Annotated in this window: 12 protein-coding genes; 4 read left to right on the plus strand and 8 right to left on the minus strand. The window is 69.8% G+C overall.

The window, feature by feature from the left end; all coding sequences use genetic code 11:
- Positions 1 to 174: 174 nt before the first annotated feature.
- The 6 genes from AOK22_RS15565 to ngcE all read right to left on the minus strand — a co-directional run bounded on the left by AOK22_RS15565 (position 175) and on the right by ngcE (position 7,015).
- Positions 175 to 1,056: a carbohydrate ABC transporter permease gene (locus AOK22_RS15565; RefSeq protein ID WP_055699249.1), complete on the minus strand. Its 882-nt coding sequence runs from the start codon at positions 1,054 to 1,056 to the stop codon at positions 175 to 177.
- A complete protein-coding gene (locus AOK22_RS15570; protein ID WP_193433206.1) occupies positions 1,056 to 2,003 on the minus strand; it encodes a carbohydrate ABC transporter permease in 948 nt (315 codons plus the stop codon). Before AOK22_RS15570 ends, AOK22_RS15565 begins: the two co-directional genes overlap by 1 nt.
- A gap of 51 nt (positions 2,004 to 2,054) precedes the next feature.
- A complete protein-coding gene (locus tag AOK22_RS15575) occupies positions 2,055 to 3,275 on the minus strand; it encodes an extracellular solute-binding protein (RefSeq protein WP_055699276.1) in 1,221 nt (406 codons plus the stop codon).
- 190 nt (positions 3,276 to 3,465) lie between these two features.
- Positions 3,466 to 4,362 (minus strand): carbohydrate ABC transporter permease, encoded by an 897-nt coding sequence (locus AOK22_RS15580; protein ID WP_055699250.1) that lies wholly within the window; start codon positions 4,360 to 4,362, stop codon positions 3,466 to 3,468.
- A 20-nt stretch (positions 4,363 to 4,382) separates the two neighbouring features.
- Complete coding sequence (locus tag AOK22_RS15585; protein WP_055699277.1) at positions 4,383 to 5,324, minus strand: carbohydrate ABC transporter permease; 942 nt, start codon at positions 5,322 to 5,324, stop codon at positions 4,383 to 4,385.
- A 257-nt stretch (positions 5,325 to 5,581) separates the two neighbouring features.
- On the minus strand, positions 5,582 to 7,015 hold the full coding sequence (gene ngcE, locus AOK22_RS15590; RefSeq protein ID WP_055699251.1) for an N-acetylglucosamine/diacetylchitobiose ABC transporter substrate-binding protein: 1,434 nt from the start codon (positions 7,013 to 7,015) through the stop codon (positions 5,582 to 5,584).
- Between the two features lie 676 nt (positions 7,016 to 7,691).
- Between ngcE and AOK22_RS15595 the strand changes: the two genes are divergently transcribed.
- From AOK22_RS15595 to AOK22_RS15605, 3 genes are all read left to right on the plus strand, one after another.
- Positions 7,692 to 11,597 carry a GH92 family glycosyl hydrolase gene (locus tag AOK22_RS15595; RefSeq protein WP_079036588.1) on the plus strand — a complete coding sequence of 1,302 codons (3,906 nt, stop codon included), beginning with the start codon at positions 7,692 to 7,694 and terminating at the stop codon, positions 11,595 to 11,597.
- An 80-nt stretch (positions 11,598 to 11,677) separates the two neighbouring features.
- Positions 11,678 to 12,391, plus strand: a complete 714-nt coding sequence (locus AOK22_RS15600) for a DUF7019 family protein (RefSeq protein ID WP_237773313.1) — start codon at positions 11,678 to 11,680, stop codon at positions 12,389 to 12,391.
- Entirely contained in the window at positions 12,392 to 14,350 is a 1,959-nt protein-coding gene (locus AOK22_RS15605) for a HEAT repeat domain-containing protein (RefSeq protein ID WP_055699252.1), read from the plus strand.
- Here the strand turns inward: AOK22_RS15605 and AOK22_RS15610 are convergent.
- A complete protein-coding gene (locus tag AOK22_RS15610) occupies positions 14,347 to 14,931 on the minus strand; it encodes a DinB family protein (protein ID WP_055699253.1) in 585 nt (194 codons plus the stop codon). The genes AOK22_RS15605 and AOK22_RS15610 overlap by 4 nt on opposite strands.
- 180 nt (positions 14,932 to 15,111) lie before the next feature.
- Positions 15,112 to 16,284 (minus strand): S1 family peptidase, encoded by a 1,173-nt coding sequence (locus tag AOK22_RS15615; protein WP_055699254.1) that lies wholly within the window; start codon positions 16,282 to 16,284, stop codon positions 15,112 to 15,114.
- A 468-nt stretch (positions 16,285 to 16,752) separates the two neighbouring features.
- Between AOK22_RS15615 and AOK22_RS15620 the strand changes: the two genes are divergently transcribed.
- The gene (locus AOK22_RS15620; protein ID WP_055699255.1) at positions 16,753 to 18,102 is read left to right on the plus strand and encodes an MFS transporter; all 1,350 of its coding nucleotides are present in this window, start codon (positions 16,753 to 16,755) and stop codon (positions 18,100 to 18,102) included.
- The last annotated feature ends 84 nt before the right edge of the window (positions 18,103 to 18,186 follow it).

The raw sequence follows: 18,186 nt of genomic DNA on the forward strand, positions 1-18,186 counted from the left end.
CCCTCACGGTACGCACCCCCGGAACCCCCCACTCCGCCGCCGCGCGGAGCGGGTTCGCAGGATCGACGCGTCCGGGGTCGGAATCGATGGGGGCGTGCTGGGTATCGCGGAGCCCCGGCCGGGCGCAGGCCCCACGGATCCCCCGTGGACCCCGCGCCCGGTGACGGGTGAGCGCTACTTCACCGAGCCCGCCGTCAGGCCCGACACCACATGCCGCTCGATGAACGCGAACAGGATGACGACCGGGACGATGGCGACCACCGACGCGGCGAACAGGTAGTTCCACTGCACCGTGTAGTTGCCGATGAAGTTGTTGATGCCCACCGTCAGCGGCTGCTTGTCCGGTTCCGTGGTGAGGGTCAGGCCCATCACGAACTCGTTCCAGGACGTGATGAAGGTGAAGATCACGGCCGTCACCACGCCCGGCAGGGCCAGCGGCAGGGTCACCTTGATCATGGCGCCGAAGCGGCTGGTGCCGTCGACCATGGCGGCCTCCTCCAGCTCCGGCGGGATCGAGGAGATGTAGGCCGTCAGGATCCACACCGCGAACGCGAGGTTGAACGCCGCGTTGGTGAGGATCAGCGTCCAGACGGAGTTGAGCATGTCCAGCTGGTGGAACTCGCGGTAGAGGCCCACCAGGAGCGCCGTCGGCTGGAACATCTGGGTGACCAGGACCAGGAGGAGGAAGAGCTTGCGGCCCCGGTAGCGCATGCGCGCCGTGTAGTACGCGGCGGGCAGCGACACCAGCAGCACCAGCAGCGTCGCGCCGCCGGCCACCAGCAGCGTGACCTGGAGGTTCTGGCCGAGCTCGGACTCCTTCCAGACGTCGATGAAGTTGGCCCACTCCAGGTTCTGGGGCAGGTAGGTGCGGTCCCGCAGCTCCTCCTTGGGGCGGAGCGCGGTGACGATCATCTCCAGGTACGGCGCCAGGAAGATCGCCGCGAGGAGCCAGGCGCAGGCCGTGATGACCAGGGTGCGCGGCCGGAACGTGCGCCCGGGCCGGTCACCCCCGCCGCTCTTCTGCGGCGCCGGGCGGGTCGCCGTCGCGGTGGCCATCAGTCCTCCTCGTTCCACCGGCTGACCTTCAGGAAGATCAGCACGAGCACCACGACCATCAGGAAGTTGACGACCGACATGGCCGCGGACTCACCGATGTCGGTCTCCTTCAGCTTGTACATGAACACCATCGACGTGGAGGTGTCGTAGCCCGGACCGCCCTGGGTCATCGCCCAGATGATCGGGAAGGAGTTGAAGACATTGATGAGGTTGATGACGACGCCGACGAGGAAGGCGGGCCGCAGCATCGGGAGCGTGATGTGGCGGTACGTCTGCCAGGGCCCCGCCCCGTCGATCCGCGACGCCTCGTACACGTCCTGCGGGATGGTCTGCAGACCGGCCAGGAGCGTGTACGTGGTGAAGGGGAGGGAGACGAAGACGGCGACGCCCATCATCCACGGCCAGGCGGTCTCCGGCTTGCCCAGCCAGTCCTTGGAGCTGTCGATCAGCCCGAGATCCAGCATCAGCGTGTTGAGGACGCCCGCGGTCTGGTTGAGCATCCACTTGAAGCCGATGGCGGTCATCAGGACGGAGGCGGCCCAGGGGGCGATCAGCGCCCAGCGGGTGATGCGGCGGCCGGGGAACCGCTGGTTGAACAGCTGGGCGAGGGCCAGCGAGAACAGCATGGTGACGCCGACCACGACGACCGTCCACAGCACGGTCCACATGAGGACGGACCCGAAGTCGCTCTCCTCGAAGAGCTTCTTGAACTTGTCGGTCCCGGCGCTGCCGCGCACCTTGCCGGCGATGGAGATGTTGAGGAACGAGGTGCGGATCAGCTCGATGACGGGCCAGACGACCACGGCGAGGATCAGCAGGATGACGGGCGCTATCCAGGGCAGCGGGCCAAGCCTGGCTATGCCGCTGCGGCGGCTCACCGGCCTGGGCGCGCGCCCGCCCCGTCCCCGGCCGGTCTCGGCCGGGGACGGAGGGGCCTTCAGTGACACAAGGACTCCTTGCGAACTGGGTGAACTGGGGTAACTACGGTGACGTGACGGCTACTTGGACTCCGCCGCAGCCGACTCCGCCTTCTTCTGCAGGTCGCCGAGGACCGACTTCGCGTCGTCGGAGACCGCCTTGCCGCCGGTCTTCTTGATCTCGGCGGAGACGACGTCCCAGGAGGTGTCACCCAGCGGGTAGAACTTGGCGTTCGGCAGCACCTGGAAGAACGGCTCCAGGTCCTTGTGCTTGCCGCTGTCCGTCATCTGCTTCAGGGCGTCCTTGGTGACCGGCATGAGGTTGTACATCTCGTCGAACGCCAGCATCTTCTTGGAGTACGTGAAGTCCAGGAACTTCTTCACGCCCTCCTTCTCCGCGCCGCCGTCCTTGAACGCCATCATCCAGTCGGCCACGCCGAGCGTGCTGTTCAGCGGGCCCGCCTTGCCGGGTATGGGCGCGACGCCGTAGTCGACCTTGCCCTCCTTGGCCATCTGGATCAGGCTCGGGTGGCCGTTGAGCATGCCGACCTTGCCCGCCGCGAAGTCGGCGAACGCCGTCTTACGGTCGGTGGAGGCGGGGTTGGCGTACGTGAGGCCGGGCTTGACCAGGTTGGTCTTCAGCCAGTCGAAGGTCTCGACGTTCTTCGCGCTGTCGAGCGTGTACTTGCCGTCCGCGTCGGTGTAGCCGCCGCCGTTGCCGAGCTCCCACATCATCGACTCGCCCTGGGTCTCCTCGGGGCCGAGCGGCAGGGCGTAGGGCGTCTCGGCGGCCTTCTTGTCCTTGATCTTCTTGGCCGCGGCGGCGAGTTCGTCCCAGTTCTTCGGCGGGCTCTTGATGCCGGCCTTCTTGAAGACGTCCTTGTTGTAGAACATCACGCGGCTGGAGGAGACCCACGGAATGCCGTACTGGGTGCCGTCGACCTCGCCGGCCTTGGCGAAGGAGGGAATCAGGTTGTCGCGGGTCTCGCGCGAGAGGACGTCGTCCGCCTTGTACAGCAGGTCGTCCGCGACCTTGTCGGCATAGCCGCCGGTCTGCAGCAGGTCGGGCTCGTTGCCCGCCTGGATCATGTTCTTGACGGACTTGTCGATCTCGTTCCAGTTGATGACCTGGACGTCGACCGTGTAGCCCTTGTTGGCCTTCTCGAATTCCTTCTTGACCTCGGCCCAGTACACCTTGGAGGCGTTGGAGGCCTTGTCGCCGTAGTCGGCGGCGACGAGCTTGATGGTCTTGCTGTCACCGCCGTCGCTGTCCCCGCTGCAGCCGGCAAGTGCCAGTGCCATGCAGAGCGTTGCCGCACCGGTGGCGACCATTCGATTCCTCATTGCTGTTCAACCCTTCGACATCGGTGTCGACTTGAGCGCGTACAGTCGCCCCCCGCGGCGCCGTGGGCCGAGACTACTCACGCCCAGAATCACCTCAACAGGCCTAGACCACTTTCGTGGCCAAGCTGAAATCACCTGCTCCACCAGGTCACTTGATGGCTCCCGCGGTCAGACCGGCCTGTACCTGTCGCTGGAAGACCGCGTACACGACGAGCACCGGCAGCATGGCGATCGTCAGCCCCGCGAAGAGCGCGCCCCAGTCGCCCCGGTAGCCCTGGGAGACCGCCAGCGAGGCGAGCCCCTGCGGCAGCACGTAGTTCTTCTCCTCCTCGTTGTTCAGCAGCAGCGGAAGCAGGTACTGGTTCCACTGGCCGAGGAAGTTGAAGATGCCGATGCTCACCAGGCCCGGCTTGGCCATCGGCAGCATGATCTGGAAGAACGTCCGGGTGTGCGAGGCCCCGTCGACCATCGCCGCCTCCTGCACACCGGTCGGCAGCGTGCGGAAGAAGGAGGTCAGGAAGAAGGTGGTGAAGGGCAGCGAGTACGCGATGTACGCGATCATCAGGCCGGGCCGGGTGTCGAGGAGACCGAAGTTCTCCATGACCGCGAACAGCGGCACGAGCGCGAGGATGACCGGGAACATCATGCCGCCCGCGAACAGCATGAAGACGAGGCGGTTGCCCGGGAAGGTGAAGCGGGCGATGACGTACGCCGCCATCGAACCGAGCAGCATCGTGCCGGTCAGCGAACCGGCCAGGATGATGAGCGAGTTGAGGGTGTACTGACCGATATTGGCCTTGTTCCACGCGTTGCTGAAGTTCTCCCAGTGGAAGGAGGCCGGCCAGCCCATCGGATCGCTGAGGATCTCGGCCGAGGGGCGGAACGCGGTGAGCGCGACCCAGATCAGGGGTCCCGCGGCGAGGATCACCCACAGGACGAGGAAGGCGTGCGAGAAGACGTTGAGGGTGGCGCCGCCCGTCTCGCTCTCGCGGCGGGGCGCGTCCTTGCTCTCGGCACGGGGCCCGGCGGCGGTGGTCGTGGTCATGATGCAGTGCTCCCGCGGTCTCAGTATTCGATCCGGTCGCGATTCCCGACGCGCATGACGATCAGGGAGAAGACCATGCTCAGGGCGAGAAGGACGACGCCGATGGCCGTGGCGTAGCCGTACTGGCCGTCACGGAAGCGCTCGTAGAGGAAGACCGGAGTCACCTTCAGGACGTGCGGAGGCACCATCACCAGGCAGATCGCGAAGGTGTCGAGCGCCTGGATGCCCATGTAGATCCAGCCGGTGCGGACCGTGTCCCAGATCAGCGGCAGCGTGACGTTGAAGAAGGTGCGGGTGCGGCCCGCGCCGTCCAGGAGCGCCGCCTCGTAGATGTCCTTGGGGATCGACCCCATCGCCGCGGAGAAGAGCACGACGTAGAAGCCGACGAAGCTCCAGCTGATGACGACGAGCAGCGAGATCACACCGAGGGACCACTCGCCGCCCAGCCAGGCGGGCCCGGTGATGCCGATCTTGTCGAGGCCGCCGTTGATCAGGCCGCTGTTGGTGTTGAGGACGCGCCCCCACACCACGGCGATGATGGCGACGGACAGGACCTGCGGGAAGAAGTAGACGACCTTGTAGAACGAGGATCCCGCGATGCCCGCGATGGCCTGGCCCCTGCGGTGCCGGCCGCCCGAGGTGATCATGTAGGCGAAGAAGACGCCGAGGACGAGGGTGAGGAACGGGGCGACGACCAGCAGCAGGGTGCTGACCTTCACCGAGTCCCAGAACCGGACGTCGTTCCACATCTTCTGGTAGTTGTCGAACCCGATGAAGTTCGCGACCGGGCCGCCGGACCAGTCGGTGAACGAGTAGTAGATCGCCTGGAGGAAGGGCGAGATGACGAACAGCGCGTAGAACGCGAGTGGCACGGCGAGGAAGCCCACGATGAAGCGGTACTTGTCGAGCGTGCGATAGCGCCGGTCGTAGCGGACCCGCTCGGGGGTGAAGCGTGGTGGCAGCACCACGGCCAGCACGAACAACAGCGCGTTCGGCGCGCCCGGCGCGGGCCCGCTGCCCGCCTGCTTCGTCGAAGGTGGCGGATTGTCCACCCGTGTGTCGGTCTTCACGCTGCTCAGCCCCGCCCGCTCTGTCACATGCTCTACGTGCTGTTGGGTGCCGTACGGCCCGGTGGGTGCCGTGGCCTGCCCGCCGGGCCGTACGCCCTCGGTCGTGTACCGGGGTCAGGGGCCGCGAAGGCCCCGGACCGCCTGGAGGGTCAGGCCTTCTTGATCTTGGTGATGTCGGGGTCGTTCTTGATCCGGTCGGAGGCCTTCTGCATGGTCTCCATCGCCTGCTTGGTGCCGATCTGGCCCTGCATGAACTGGTGGATCATGTTGTTGAAGTCCTCGCGGAACAGCTCGTTGTACCAGTCGAAGAACTTGGGGATGACGATGTTCTCGCCCGCCGCGTCGATGGCCTTCTTCGCGCTCGCCGCGCCGGACGGCAGCTTCTGGCCGTCGATGGCGCCCTTGACGACGGGGATGGAGCCGACCTCCTTGAAGAGGTTGAGGGCGGCCTCCTTGCTGTACATCATCCGCATCCACTCCAGGCCGCCCTGGCGGTTCCGGGCCTTGGCCGGGACGATGAAGGGCTCACCGGCCGGGGCGTAGAGCGTGCCGAACGGCATCTTGTCGGAGGAGTCGAGCGAGGGGGTCGCGCCCACCGTCATCGCGAAGTCCTCGGGCGTGGTGTCCTTCGCCTCGTTCTCCACCCAGGAGCCGTTGGGGACGAAGACGCACTTGCCCTCCTTCGTCCACGCGGTCTGCATCTCGGTGTGCGCCTCGGTGCCGTCGAAGCCGGTGAGCACGTACTTCTTGGAGACGAGCTCCTCCCAGGCCTCGAAGACGTCCTTGACCGCGTCGTGCTTCCAGGCGTCGGGCTCCAGGTAGTCCATGGCCTCGATGACGTCGCGGCCGCCGCGCTGGGCGAACATCGCGTACATGCTGAAGAACATGTAGCGCGGGTGCCCGCCCGGGTAGCTCCAGCCGTGGATGCCCTTGCCCTTGGCCTTCTTGCAGACCGCGAGCATCTCGTCCCAGGTCTTGGGGTACGCGGAGTCCAGGCCCTCCTCCAGCAGCTTCTTGGAGTACCAGTTGCCGTACACCGTCAGCGTGATGTTGAGCTGGTAGCACTCCTGGCCGCCGAAGCGGCCCATCTGCTCGACGACCGGCACCAGGGTGTCGCGCACGGTGACGCCCGGGTCGTCCCAGGAGGGCGCGTCCAGGACCTCGCCGAGGTCGGCGACCTGCTTGTTGTGGACCAGCTTGCCGATGTTCATCTGCTCGGCGCCGGAGTTGTTGACGACGTCCGCCGTGGGCTTGCCGCGGACGATCTTCGGCTGGACCTGGGTGGCGATCTTCGTCGTCGCCTTCTGGTCCGGCTCGGCCTTCGGGTACTTCTCGGCATACATGTCCGTGACGAACTGGGCGTACTTGTCGCCGTATCCGCCGTTGAAGATGTAGACCGTCAGGCCCGCGTCGTCCTTCACGCCCAGCGGGTTCTTCTTGGACTTCTTGCCCTTCTCGGCCTTGTTGTCCTCGCCGCCTCCGCTGGCGCAGGAGGTGAGGGCCCCGACGGCGGGGACCGCGAGCAGACCGACGGCTGCCGCCCTCTTCATGACATCACGACGGTTGACGCTGGTGGATCCCATGCTCAAGTCCTCGCCTTCTCCAGGACTCAGGCGGTGAACCGGACCCTCCCCGGCACCGCGGTGGTGTGAAGCTGGGGTCGTGCGTTACAGCTGGGTCGTGCGGTGGATCTGTGGAGCACTGCGGTGGTTCGGTGGAGCGGCACTGCGATGGATCTGTAGGGCACTGCGATGGAGCGGTGGAACATCGGATTCGGTTGGCGGAAAACGGAGTTCGCACATCCGAGCCCCCGCACCCCGCCGTCCCGGGCCCGCGAACCGGCCGAACGGCCGTGCAGACGCCGACAGGTATAGTCCACTCGCCGCGGGGTGGGCAAGATCGAATACAGCATTGACCGGCAGCCTTGTCCGAGTTGAGACCTGCGATGTTCCCCTCCGAAACCTCTCGCACATCACCGTCGATCCACGTGGACTTTCGCGGCGGTTTCCATGGACTTTCCGGCAGGTGACCCACGGGGCGTCGGCGGCCTTCGGGATCCGTCCGACGATCTCGCAGGCCGCGCCGCCCGATCGCCGTCGCGCCGGGCGCCTGGCCGGATTCCTTCCACGGCGCGCCGGCCCCTCTACACCATCACGCCCCCCGCCAACAGCCTTGACACCACTCGTCACTTGCCGCCCTACTAGACCTTGCGCAGCGACCGTGACAACGTTGTCCACACCCGCAAGGAGGGGCTCGGGGATGCCGCACTCGGCACGCAGACCTCGTTTCAGACACCACCGTCCGCCCGGTCAGGGACCCCGCTCGGCCGCGGCCGCCGGGGCGCTGGCGCTCGCGCTCGTCGCGGCGGCACAGGGGGCCGCCGTCGCCGGGCCCGAGCAACCTCCGCGGCAGCAGCAGGAGTTCGTCTCCTCCTTCGAGGAGGGCGAGGCCCAGCCGGACTGGCTCAGCACCGTCGAGACGGGCCCCGACGGCAAGAAGAAGGCCTCCGGCGTGAACGGCGAGTTCAGCTCCGGCCTGCCCGGCAGTGTCAACGACCACGTCACGGACGTCCGCACCAGCGGCGAGAACACGGGCTCCGGCGAGGTCGCGGCCAACCTCGTCGACGGCGAGGCCACCAGCAAGTGGCTGACGTTCGCGAAGGACGGCTGGGTCGAGTTCGACCTGGACGAGCCGGCGAAGGTCCTCACCTACGCGCTGACCTCCGCCAACGACCACGCAGAGCGCGACCCCAAGGACTGGACGCTCAAGGGCTCGGCCGACGGCAAGGAGTGGAAGGTCCTCGACGAGCGCAAGGGCGAGACCTTCGACGGCCGGCACAAGACGAAGAAGTACGACTTCGCCGAGCCCGGGGACGCCACGGCCTACGCGCACTACCGGCTCGACGTCACCGCGAACAACGGCGCCGACGACGCGCTCCAGCTCGCCGACGTCCAGCTGTCGGTGGGCGGCACGCAGGCCCCCGCGCCCGAGGACATGCTGAGCCTGGTGGACCGCGGCCCCAGCGGCTCCCCCACCGCCAAGTCCCGCGCCGGGTTCACCGGCACGCACGCGCTGCGCTACGCGGGCACCCACAAGGCGGACGGCCGCGGCTACTCGTACAACAAGGTCTTCGACGTCGATGTGAAGGTGCGCCGCGACACCGAGCTCGGCTACCGCGTCTTCCCCTCGATGGCCGAGGGCGACCTCGACTACGCCGCCACGAACGTCGCCGTGGACCTCGCCTTCACCGACGGCACGTACCTCAGTGACCTCAAGGCCGTGGACCAGCACGGCTTTGCGCTGAGCCCGAGCGGTCAGGGCGCGTCCAAGGTGCTGTACGTCAACCAGTGGAACGACGTCGCCTCCCGCGTCGGCGAGGTCGCCGCCGGCAAGACGGTCGACCGGATCCTCCTCGCGTACGACTCCCCCAAGGGCCCGGCGAAGTTCCGCGGCTGGCTGGACGACGTGTCGCTGAAGGAGAAGGCGCCCGCGAAGCCGAAGGCGCACCCCTCCGACTACGCGGACACCCGGCGCGGCACCAACTCCAGCGGCGGCTTCTCGCGCGGCAACACCTTCCCGGCGACGGCCGTCCCGCACGGCTTCAACTTCTGGACGCCGGTGACCAACGCGGGCTCCCTGAGCTGGCTGTACGACTACGCGCGCGGCAACAACGACGACAACCTGCCGACGATCCAGGCGTTCAGCGCGAGCCACGAGCCGAGCCCGTGGATGGGCGACCGGCAGACGTTCCAGATGATGCCGTCCGTCGACAAGGACACCCCGAGCGCCTCGCGGACCAAGCGGGCCCTGCCGTTCAGGCACGCGAAGGAGACGGCGCGCCCGCACTACTACGGCGTGACGTTCGAGAACGGCCTGCGGACCGAGATGGCCCCGGCCGACCACGCCGCGATGATGCGGTTCACCTTCCCCGGTGACGACGCGAGCGTGATCTTCGACAACGTCTCCGAGAAGGGCGGCCTGACCCTCGACAAGGAGAAGGGGACGGTCTCCGGCTTCTCCGACGTCAAGTCGGGTCTGTCGACGGGCGCGACGCGCATGTTCGTGTACGGCGTCTTCGACGACTCCGTGACGGCGGGCGGCAAGCTGGAGGGCGGCGGTGGCGGCGACGTCACCGGCTACCTCCGCTTCAAGGCGGGCAAGGACCGCACGGTCGACCTGCGCATCGCGACGTCGCTGATCAGCCTGGACCAGGCGAAGGACAACCTCGCCCAGGAGATCCCGTCCGGCACGTCCTTCGACCGCGTGAAGGACCGCGCGCGGAAGCAGTGGGACGACCTGCTCGGCAAGGTGGAGGTCGAGGGCGCGAGCGAGGGACAGCGCACGACCCTCTACTCCAGCCTGTACCGGCTGTACCTCTACCCCAACTCGGGCTTCGAGAAGGTGCGTTCGGCGGGCGGCAGGGCGACGTACAAGTACGCGTCCCCCTTCTCCCCGCAGACCGGGCCCGACACCCCGACCCACACCGGCGCGAAGATCGTCGAGGGCAAGCCGTACGTCAACAACGGCTTCTGGGACACGTACCGCACCACCTGGCCGGCCTACTCGCTGCTCACGCCGAAGAAGGCGGGCGAGCTGGTCGACGGCTTCGTGCAGCAGTACAAGGACGGCGGCTGGACCTCGCGCTGGTCCTCGCCCGGCTACGCGGACCTGATGACGGGCACCTCGTCGGACGTGGCGTTCGCCGACGCGTACGTCAAGGGCGTGAAGTTCGACGCGGAGGCCGCGTACGACGCGGCGGTGAAGAACGCGACGGTGGTGCCGCCGAGTTCGGGCGTCGGCCGCAAGGGCATGGAGAAGTCGCCGTTCCTCGGCTACACGCCCAGCGAGACCCACGAGGGCCTGTCCTGGGCGCTCGAGGGCTACCTCAACGACTACGGCATCGCCCGCATGGGTGACGCCCTCTTCAAGAAGACGGGGAAGAAGCGCTACAAGGAGGAGTCCGCGTACTTCCTCAACCGCGCCCGTGACTACGTGAACCTCTTCGACGACAAGGCGGCGGGGGCGGGCACGAGCCCCGGCTTCTTCCAGGGCAAGGACGGCAAGGGCGTCTGGCGCGTGCCGTCGGAGAAGTTCGACCCCCGCGTGTGGGGCCACGACTACACGGAGACCAACGCCTGGGGCTACGCCTTCACCGCTCCGCAGGACTCGCGCGGTCTGGCGAACCTGTACGGCGGCCGCAAGGGCCTCGGCGACAAGCTCGACACGTACTTCGCGACCCCCGAGACCGGCTCCGCCGAGTTCGCGGGCTCCTACGGAGGCGTCATCCACGAGATGACGGAGGCCCGCGACGTCCGCATGGGCATGTACGGCCACTCCAACCAGGTCGCCCACCACGCGGCGTACATGTACGACGCGGCCGGACAGCCCGCCAAGACGCAGGAGAAGGTCCGCGAGGTCCTCTCGCGCCTCTACACCGGCAGCGAGATAGGCCAGGGCTACCACGGCGACGAGGACAACGGCGAGCAGTCGGCCTGGTACCTCTTCTCCTCGCTCGGCTTCTACCCGCTGGTCATGGGCAGTGGTGAATACGCCATCGGCTCACCGCAGTTCACGAAGATGACCGTGCACCTCGACAACGGCCGCGACCTGGTCGTCAAGGCGCCGAAGAACAGCGCCGAGAACGTGTACGTGCAGGGGCTCAGGGTCAACGGCAAGAAGTGGGGCTCGACGGCGCTCCCCCACAAGGAGATCGCGCGCGGCGGTGTCCTGGAGTTCGACATGGGTCCGAAGCCGTCGGCCTGGGGCTCCGGCAAGGGCGGCCAGCCGACGTCGATCACGCAGGACGACAAGGTGCCGTCGCCGCGCGAGGATGCCCTCAAGGGTGAGGGCGCGCTCTTCGACGACTCCTCGGCGACGGCGGCCACCGCGGACTCCGCCGTGGAGCTGCCGGTCGGCAAGGAGACGAAGGCGGTGCAGTACACGCTGACGTCGTCGGGCGACCGGGCGAAGGCGCCGCGCGGCTGGGTCCTCCAGGGCTCGAAGGACGGCGAGAAGTGGAGGGACCTCGACAAGCGGTCCGGCGAGTCCTTCGCGTGGGACAAGCAGACGCGGGTGTTCACGGTGACCGATCCGGGGACGTACGGGCACTACCGGCTGGTGCCGGACGGGTCCGCGACGCTCGCGGAGGTGGAGCTCCTGAGCTGATCCGTCGCGGCGGATCACGGTGACGCGGGGGCGGGAGTGGTGAGTTCACTCCCGCCCCCGTCCGCGCCGCGAAGTGTGCGATGCTGCGGCTCCCGGCTCGCGACCCGGAGGCCTCCCCCGTGCGCTACTACCTCTATCTGTCCGGCGACAAGCTGGACATGCTGTACGAGCAGATCCCGGCCAAGCTCCTGAAGCGGCTCGCCGTCGAGGCGAAGGTCGACCTCAAGGTGCTGAGCGTCGCCGTGCAGTCGCCGCGCGCCGAGACGAGCACGTACGACCGGCTCGACATCGTCGAGGCGTACCTGGAGCGGGAGTCCGACGTCAGCTGGATGACGGAGCCGCGGCCGTGGTTCCGGGGCGATCTCGGCCTGCGGATCGCGGGGTACGGCTCGCCCGACGGGCCGACGTTCATCACGGGGCGGGAGGGCGACACGGTCGTCGCGCTCATCGGGTCGGCGCGCCATCTGGTCGGGCAGCGGGCGGCCCAGGACACGATCCGGGCCTCGTACTCCATGCTGCCGTCGCTGTTCCGGCTCCTGGACGACGCGCCGGAGGACTGGCCCCGGCAGTACCGGACGCCCCGGGCCGTGACGCCCGCCCACGAGAACCAGGCGTTGCACCAAGTCCTTGAGTTCTCCGACTCGTTGACGGTCGCGCCCGTCTACGCCGAGTTCCTCGCGCGGCGCCTGCTGACCGGCACCGTCACCGGACCGGACGGGCGGGAGCTGCGGATCGTCGTCGGCACCCCGCTGTACGTGGCGATGGCCGACGAGGACCCGGGGCGGGGAGCCTGAGTGGCGCCGGACGAGGCGGTCCCCGAGCTGATCCGGATGCGGCTGGCCGGGGACGTGGCGGGCCTGCGCCGGAGCCTGCGGTCCGAGGACGTCTCGACGGCCCTGAGGGCCGCCGAGCTGCTCGGGGACATCGGCGGCCCCGAGGCCTGTGAGGCGCTCCTCCACTGCCTGGCGATGCCGGGCCGCTACCCCCGCCACCTGGAGTTGTGGGTCATCTCGCCGCTGGCGAGGCTCGGCGAGCGCCGTGCGGTCCCCTTCCTGCTGCGGCGGCTGCGCGAGGGGCTGCCGGAGAACACGAGCTGGCCCGAGACGTTGTACGGAGCGCTCGGCACCCTCGGCGGACCCGAGGTCGTCCGCGAACTGGTCGAGCGGCTCGCCGGGCCGCGCCCTTCGAAGTACGTGGTCGACGCGGTGGCCGCGCTGCGTCCGCCGGAGGCCGTGCCCGCGCTGCTCGCCGCGCTGTGGACGCTGCTGCCCTGGGACGAGGTGCATGCCGTGCGGGCGCTCGGGGCGATGCGCGATCCGCGGACGGGCGCGCCCCTGCTGTTCCTCGTGGACTCCGAGGGCACCTCTCCCCCGTTGCGCAGGGCGGCCGTCGCGGCGCTGGCCGACCTTCCCGAGGAGTCCTGGCCACCGCCGGCCGGATGGATTCCGGAGATCATGCTGCGCCGCGCGCTGCGGGACCCGGACGCGGCGACCGCGGCTCCCGCCGCCGAGCTGCTCGCCCGTACGAAGACGGGGCGGGACGAGCTGCGGGGCGGCCTGATGGACTCCGTGCCGGGCCGGCGTGCCCCGTACCGGGTCCCCGACTGTGTCGCCGTCACGGTCTGCGGCTTCATCCAGAAGCGGCCCGACCTCTTCGGCGAGGAGCAGGACTACCGCGACGTACCGACCCTGATCGAGCTGCTCGACGCGGCGGCCGTACCGACCGTGCGCAGGGCGGCGGCCGGGGCGCTGGGGGCCGTGGGCGGCACGGTGGCGACCCAGGCTCTGCTGGCCGCCCTCGGTGACCGGCGGGTCGGGGAGGCGGTCGCGCGGGCCATGGCGCGTCTGCCGCGGCCACCCGTGCGGGACCTGCTCGCACTCCTGTCAGGAACCGGTGACGCGACCCAACGCCTGTACGCAGCCGAGGCGTTGGGCCATCTGGAACACACGGCAGCCGCATCCCTCCTCCTCTCCACCGCCCTCGGCGAGGAGGAGCCCCCGAAGCCGCGCGCCGCCGCGGTCGACGCGCTCGCGGCGCTGCGTCACCGCCCGGCGGCCGCCGGCCTCGCCACCCTGGCGGAGGACGCCGAGCTGCCCGGCACGCTCCGGTCCAGGGCCCTGCACGCGCTGGGCCGCATCGGAGCGCGGGAGTCGCTCCCTGCGGTGCTCGCCGCCGTCCGGGAGGCGTCGGCGACGGTCCGCCTCCAGGCGGCGAAGGCCCTGGGCGCCTTCCCCGGGGCGGAGGCGGCCGAGGCGCTGGGAGCGCTCGCGGCCCGGGACGCGGACCGCGACGTCGCGCGGGCGGCCGTCCGCGCCCTGGGCCGCATCGGCGCCCCGGCGGCACCGGTCCTCGCCTCCCTGACCCGCCCCCTGCGCCCGGAACTCGCCGACGACCTGATCGCCGCGCTCGCCGGCTGCCCCGGCCCCGAAGCGGTGGCCGGCCTGTGCGAGTTGACGGACCCGACCCACCCGGAGGAGGTCCACGTGGCGGTGGCCGCGGCACTGGGCGAGCGCGGGGACCCGGCAGCGGCCCGCCCCCTGACGGCACTCCTGACGGACGACCACTGGGCGTGCCGCGACGCGGCCCTGCCGGCCCTGACCTCCCTCGACACGGAGGAGGCCGACACGTACGTACTGACCCACCCTCACCCGCCCCACCGGGACAGGACGGCCTTGCGCGCGGCACTCACGGTCATCGCGGGGAGACGGGGGCCTCGGCTCGCTGAGCCCCGGTCCAACGGGGCGGACGGCTAAGCCTTGACCGGTCCGGCCGATCTGGCGGCCTGGTCGATCTTCGCCCAGTAGGCCGCACGGGCTTCCTCGTCGATCGGCTGCTCGTTCTCGGCGCGCACCCCGGTCCGGCCGTCGAGGCCCTCGCGCAGGATGTCGGCGTGCCCGGCATGCCGGATGGACTCGCCGAGGACATGGACCATGATGGCGAACAGGTTCGTGTTGGGATACGGCTCCGGCCACCACGGCACGTGTCCGGGGGCGTCGAGGGAGAGTTCGTTGATCGTCGCGTCCGAGTGCTCCCACGTGCGCCGGTAGAACCCGATGATCTGATCGCGGGTCTCGTCCTCGGACGCCCAGAAGTCGTCGCCGTCGTAGTCCTGCCACCGGGGCAGCGGTTCCGGGGAAGGGCGGTCGAAGACCTCGCCGAAGTACCGGGCCTCGACGGTGGCCACGTGTTTGACCAGGCCGAGGAGGTTCGTCCCGGTCGCCGTCAAAGGCCGGCGGGCGTCGTATTCCGACAAGCCGTCGAGTTTCCAGAGCAGCGCCTTGCGGTCCCGCCGCAGTCTCCCGTGCAGGTTGCCCTTCGCGAATTCGTCGATCATGCGGCATGAGCCTGCCATCGGCCGCTCGTGGTCTCAAGATCCCGTAAGGGCTGTTCGCGGCACGCCACAGCGTGCAGCCGTCGTGGGCGCTGTGGCGTGCGGCGAACGCGCTGTGACGGTGAGAGCCGCACGTCGGCTCTCACCGTCACGGTGGGGCGCCGGGGAGGGCGGCGCCGGAGGTCAGGCCGTGTGCAGGGTCAGGCCGTAGCGCTGGAGGATTTCGTTCACGGGCTGGAACCACGTCTCGCCGCCGCTGCCGCAGTTGCCCCAGCCGCCCGACGTCACGCCCTGGGCCTGGTCACCGCTGATGAACGAGCCGCCCGAGTCGCCGCCCTCGGCGCAGACGCTGGTCTTGGTGAGCTGGTGGACGACGGTGCCGTCCGAGTAGTTGACCGTCTCGTTCTTCGCGAGGAGGTTGCCGCAGTGCCACTTCGTCGTGGAGCCGGAGCGGCAGATCGACGAGCCGACCGGCGCCTCCGCCGAGCCGCGGACCAGCTGGTCCGGGATCGTGCCCCAGCCGAGGACCACCGGGACGGTCCACCAGCCGTTGCCGACCGACACCCACGCGTAGTCGTTGTCGGGGAACGAGGAGCCCTGGAACGTGCCGATGCCGGAGCCGTCCCAGCCGCGCACCGCCGCCCCCGCCCTGCCGCAGTGTCCGGCCGTGACGAAGCCGCCGTGCACGGAGAAGCCGATGGAGCAGCGGACGTTGCCGGTGTAGTACGGGTCGCCGCCCACCGTTCCGGCGGCGAAGGTGCTCGGCGCGTTCGCGACCGTGCCGACCTGGACGGGCGCGGCGGCACGGGCCTTCCGCAGGAAGGTCTTGACATCGTTGTCGGTACGGTGTCCGGCGACCACGTCCACCACGACGCTGTTCGCCTTGGGGTCGACCCGCCAACTCGCCACGTTCTTCGGCGCCTTGAGGGCGTCGATACGGCTCTTGGCCGCGTCGAGGTGCGCGGCGCTGTGTTCGACCATGCGCGTGTCGGCGCCGGCCTTCCGTACGTCCGCGGCGGCACTCCGCTGCGTGACCGCGACCGTGAGCCTGCCCCGGGCCGCGTCGAACCAGGATCCGGCGTAGGCCGCACCGGCCGCCTTGCGCGCCGCGCGTTCGGTCGTGACGGCCTGCCGTTCGTCGGCGAGGCGCTCGCGCGCGGCGGCGGGGGTGAGGCCGAGGTCGCGCTTCATCGCGTCGAGGAGGGCCGGGGAGGCCGGCTGCCGGGACTCCGGCGCCGGGGCGGGGTCGGCGGCAGCGGCGGGGGCCAGGCCGGTGGCGGTGAGGCCGGCGGCCGCGCAGGCGGTGGTCAGGAGCACGGCGGACAGGCGGAGGCGTGCGCTGGTCTTGCGTCTCACAGGAGGACCTCTCGTCGTTCCAACAGGACGGCGGTGGAGCGGAGTTGAGATCTGAGAGCGCTCTCAGCTCATGGTGCGGCAGAGCGTAGAGAGAGCACGCGGCCAAGTCCAGACCTACGGCATCGGGCGCTCCGCTTCCGATGTGCGGACCATGGCCGTGCGCTCGTCCAGCCATGGCCGTGCGCTCATCCAGCCATGGCCGTGCGGGGGCCCATGTGGGGGGCGGTGCACCCATGCGGGACGAGCACCCATGCAGGGCGGTGCGCCGTCGAGCCTCTCGTCATCCGGAAGAGCCGCCGCGGAAATCCAGCTGCGCCGCCCGCCCCCATCGGCTACGGTCCCCCTCATGTCCGGGACCAAGTAACTCCAGGTGCCCCACCCGCCCCGCGGGTCCGTGGCACGGAAGCGACCTGTCTTCCTCAGCCCCCGCCGCACACCGGCCAGGGGCCGACCTGGAGTGCCCACTTCATGAACACCCCTACGCGGGACCGCCGCGCCCTCAGCCTCGCGCTGCTCTCCCTCCTCCAGTTCCTCATCGCGATCGACGTCACCGTCGTGAACGTCGCGCTCCCCTCCATCGGCGCCCGCTTCGGCGCCGGAACGGCCTCCCTGTCCTGGGTCGTCACGGGCTACACGCTCGCCGGCGGCGGCCTGTTGCTCCTCGGCGGGCGGCTGACCGATCTGTTCGGCAGGCGCCGGATGTTCCTGCTCGGCGCCGTCCTCTTCGGCGCCGCGTCCCTCGCGGCGGGGCTCGCGCCGAACCTGGAGACGCTGATCGCCGCGCGGTTCGCGCAGGGCGTGGGCGAGGCGCTCGCCTCCCCCGCGGCCATGTCGCTGATCGCGCTCCTCTTCCCCGGACCCGCGGAGCGGGCCAAGGCACTCGGCGTCTGGGGCGCGATCTCCGCGAGCGGTCTCGTCGTCGGTGTCCTGCTCTCCGGCACCATCGTCCAACTCCTCGACTGGCGGTGGATCTTCGGGGTGAACGTGCCGATCGTGACGGCCGTCGTCGCGCTCGCTCCCCGGCTGGTGCGCGCCGACGGGCCGCGCGCCTCCGGCGGCCGGCTCGACCTGCCCGGCGCGGCACTGCTCACCGGCGGCCCGCTCGCCCTCGTCCACGGCGCGCTGAGCGGATCGGTGGCCTCGCTGCTCGTCGGAGCGGTGCTCCTGGCGGCGTTCGTCGCCGTCGAGGCGCGTACGGACCACCCGCTCGTGCCGCTCTCCTTCTTCACCCACCGCGCCCGCGCCGTCGCCAACGCCGCGACGATTCCGCTCAGCGCCGGGCTCTCCGCGATGTTCTTCCTGGTCACCCTGTATCTGCAGGACGTGGTCGGACTCGGCCCGTTCCAGGCCGGGTTGGCGTACCTGCCGTTCTGCGCGGTGCTGCTCATCGCCATCCACTCGGCGTCCTCGCTGATCGGCACGCTCGGCATGTGGCGCACCGCGCTGGCGGGCCTGCTGCTCACGGCCGCCGGGCTCGGGTGGCTGGCGCGGCTGCCGGACGAGGGCGGCCTGTGGGTGGACGTGCTGCCGGGGATGCTGGCCGTGGCGGCCGGGATGGGGCTCGGGCTGCTCGCCCTGCAGAACGCGGCGCTGTCCGACGTCACGGAGGCCGACGCGGGCGCCGCGTCCGGGGTGCAGCGCTCCGTGGACCAGCTCGGCGGTTCGCTGGGCCTCGCGGTCCTGGTGGGCGCGGCGGTCGGCGGCGGCGCGACCCAAGCGGTCGATTTCCGGGCGGCGTTCGCGTGGGCGGCGGCCGCGGTCCTCGCGGCCGCCGCGGGCGTCGTACTGGCCGCGCCCAGGAAGCGCACGCCGCGCTGACCACGCCCGAGAAGCGGCTCGACAACGGGATGTCGCCGTGCTTAAGATCCACGGCGACATCGCGTGTCGGTCACCGGCTGGGTG

Origin of the sequence: Streptomyces silaceus, assembly GCF_001419745.1 — a bacterium.
In the GTDB taxonomy this organism is placed as follows: Bacteria; Actinomycetota; Actinomycetes; order Streptomycetales; family Streptomycetaceae; genus Streptomyces; species Streptomyces silaceus.

Bases quoted from the DNA above. Each gene is read 5' to 3' on its own strand.
- AOK22_RS15575 (WP_055699276.1), bottom strand. From the start codon at position 3,275: ATGGCACTGGCACTTGCCGGCTGCAGCGGGGACAGCGACGGCGGTGAC.
- AOK22_RS15565 (WP_055699249.1), bottom strand. From the start codon at position 1,056: ATGGCCACCGCGACGGCGACCCGCCCGGCGCCGCAGAAGAGCGGCGGG.
- ngcE (WP_055699251.1), bottom strand. From the start codon at position 7,015: ATGGGATCCACCAGCGTCAACCGTCGTGATGTCATGAAGAGGGCGGCA.
- AOK22_RS15620 (WP_055699255.1), top strand. From the start codon at position 16,753: ATGAACACCCCTACGCGGGACCGCCGCGCCCTCAGCCTCGCGCTGCTC.
- AOK22_RS15600 (WP_237773313.1), top strand. From the start codon at position 11,678: ATGCTGCGGCTCCCGGCTCGCGACCCGGAGGCCTCCCCCGTGCGCTAC.
- AOK22_RS15580 (WP_055699250.1), bottom strand. From the start codon at position 4,362: ATGACCACGACCACCGCCGCCGGGCCCCGTGCCGAGAGCAAGGACGCG.
- AOK22_RS15595 (WP_079036588.1), top strand. From the start codon at position 7,692: ATGCCGCACTCGGCACGCAGACCTCGTTTCAGACACCACCGTCCGCCC.
- AOK22_RS15610 (WP_055699253.1), bottom strand. From the start codon at position 14,931: ATGATCGACGAATTCGCGAAGGGCAACCTGCACGGGAGACTGCGGCGG.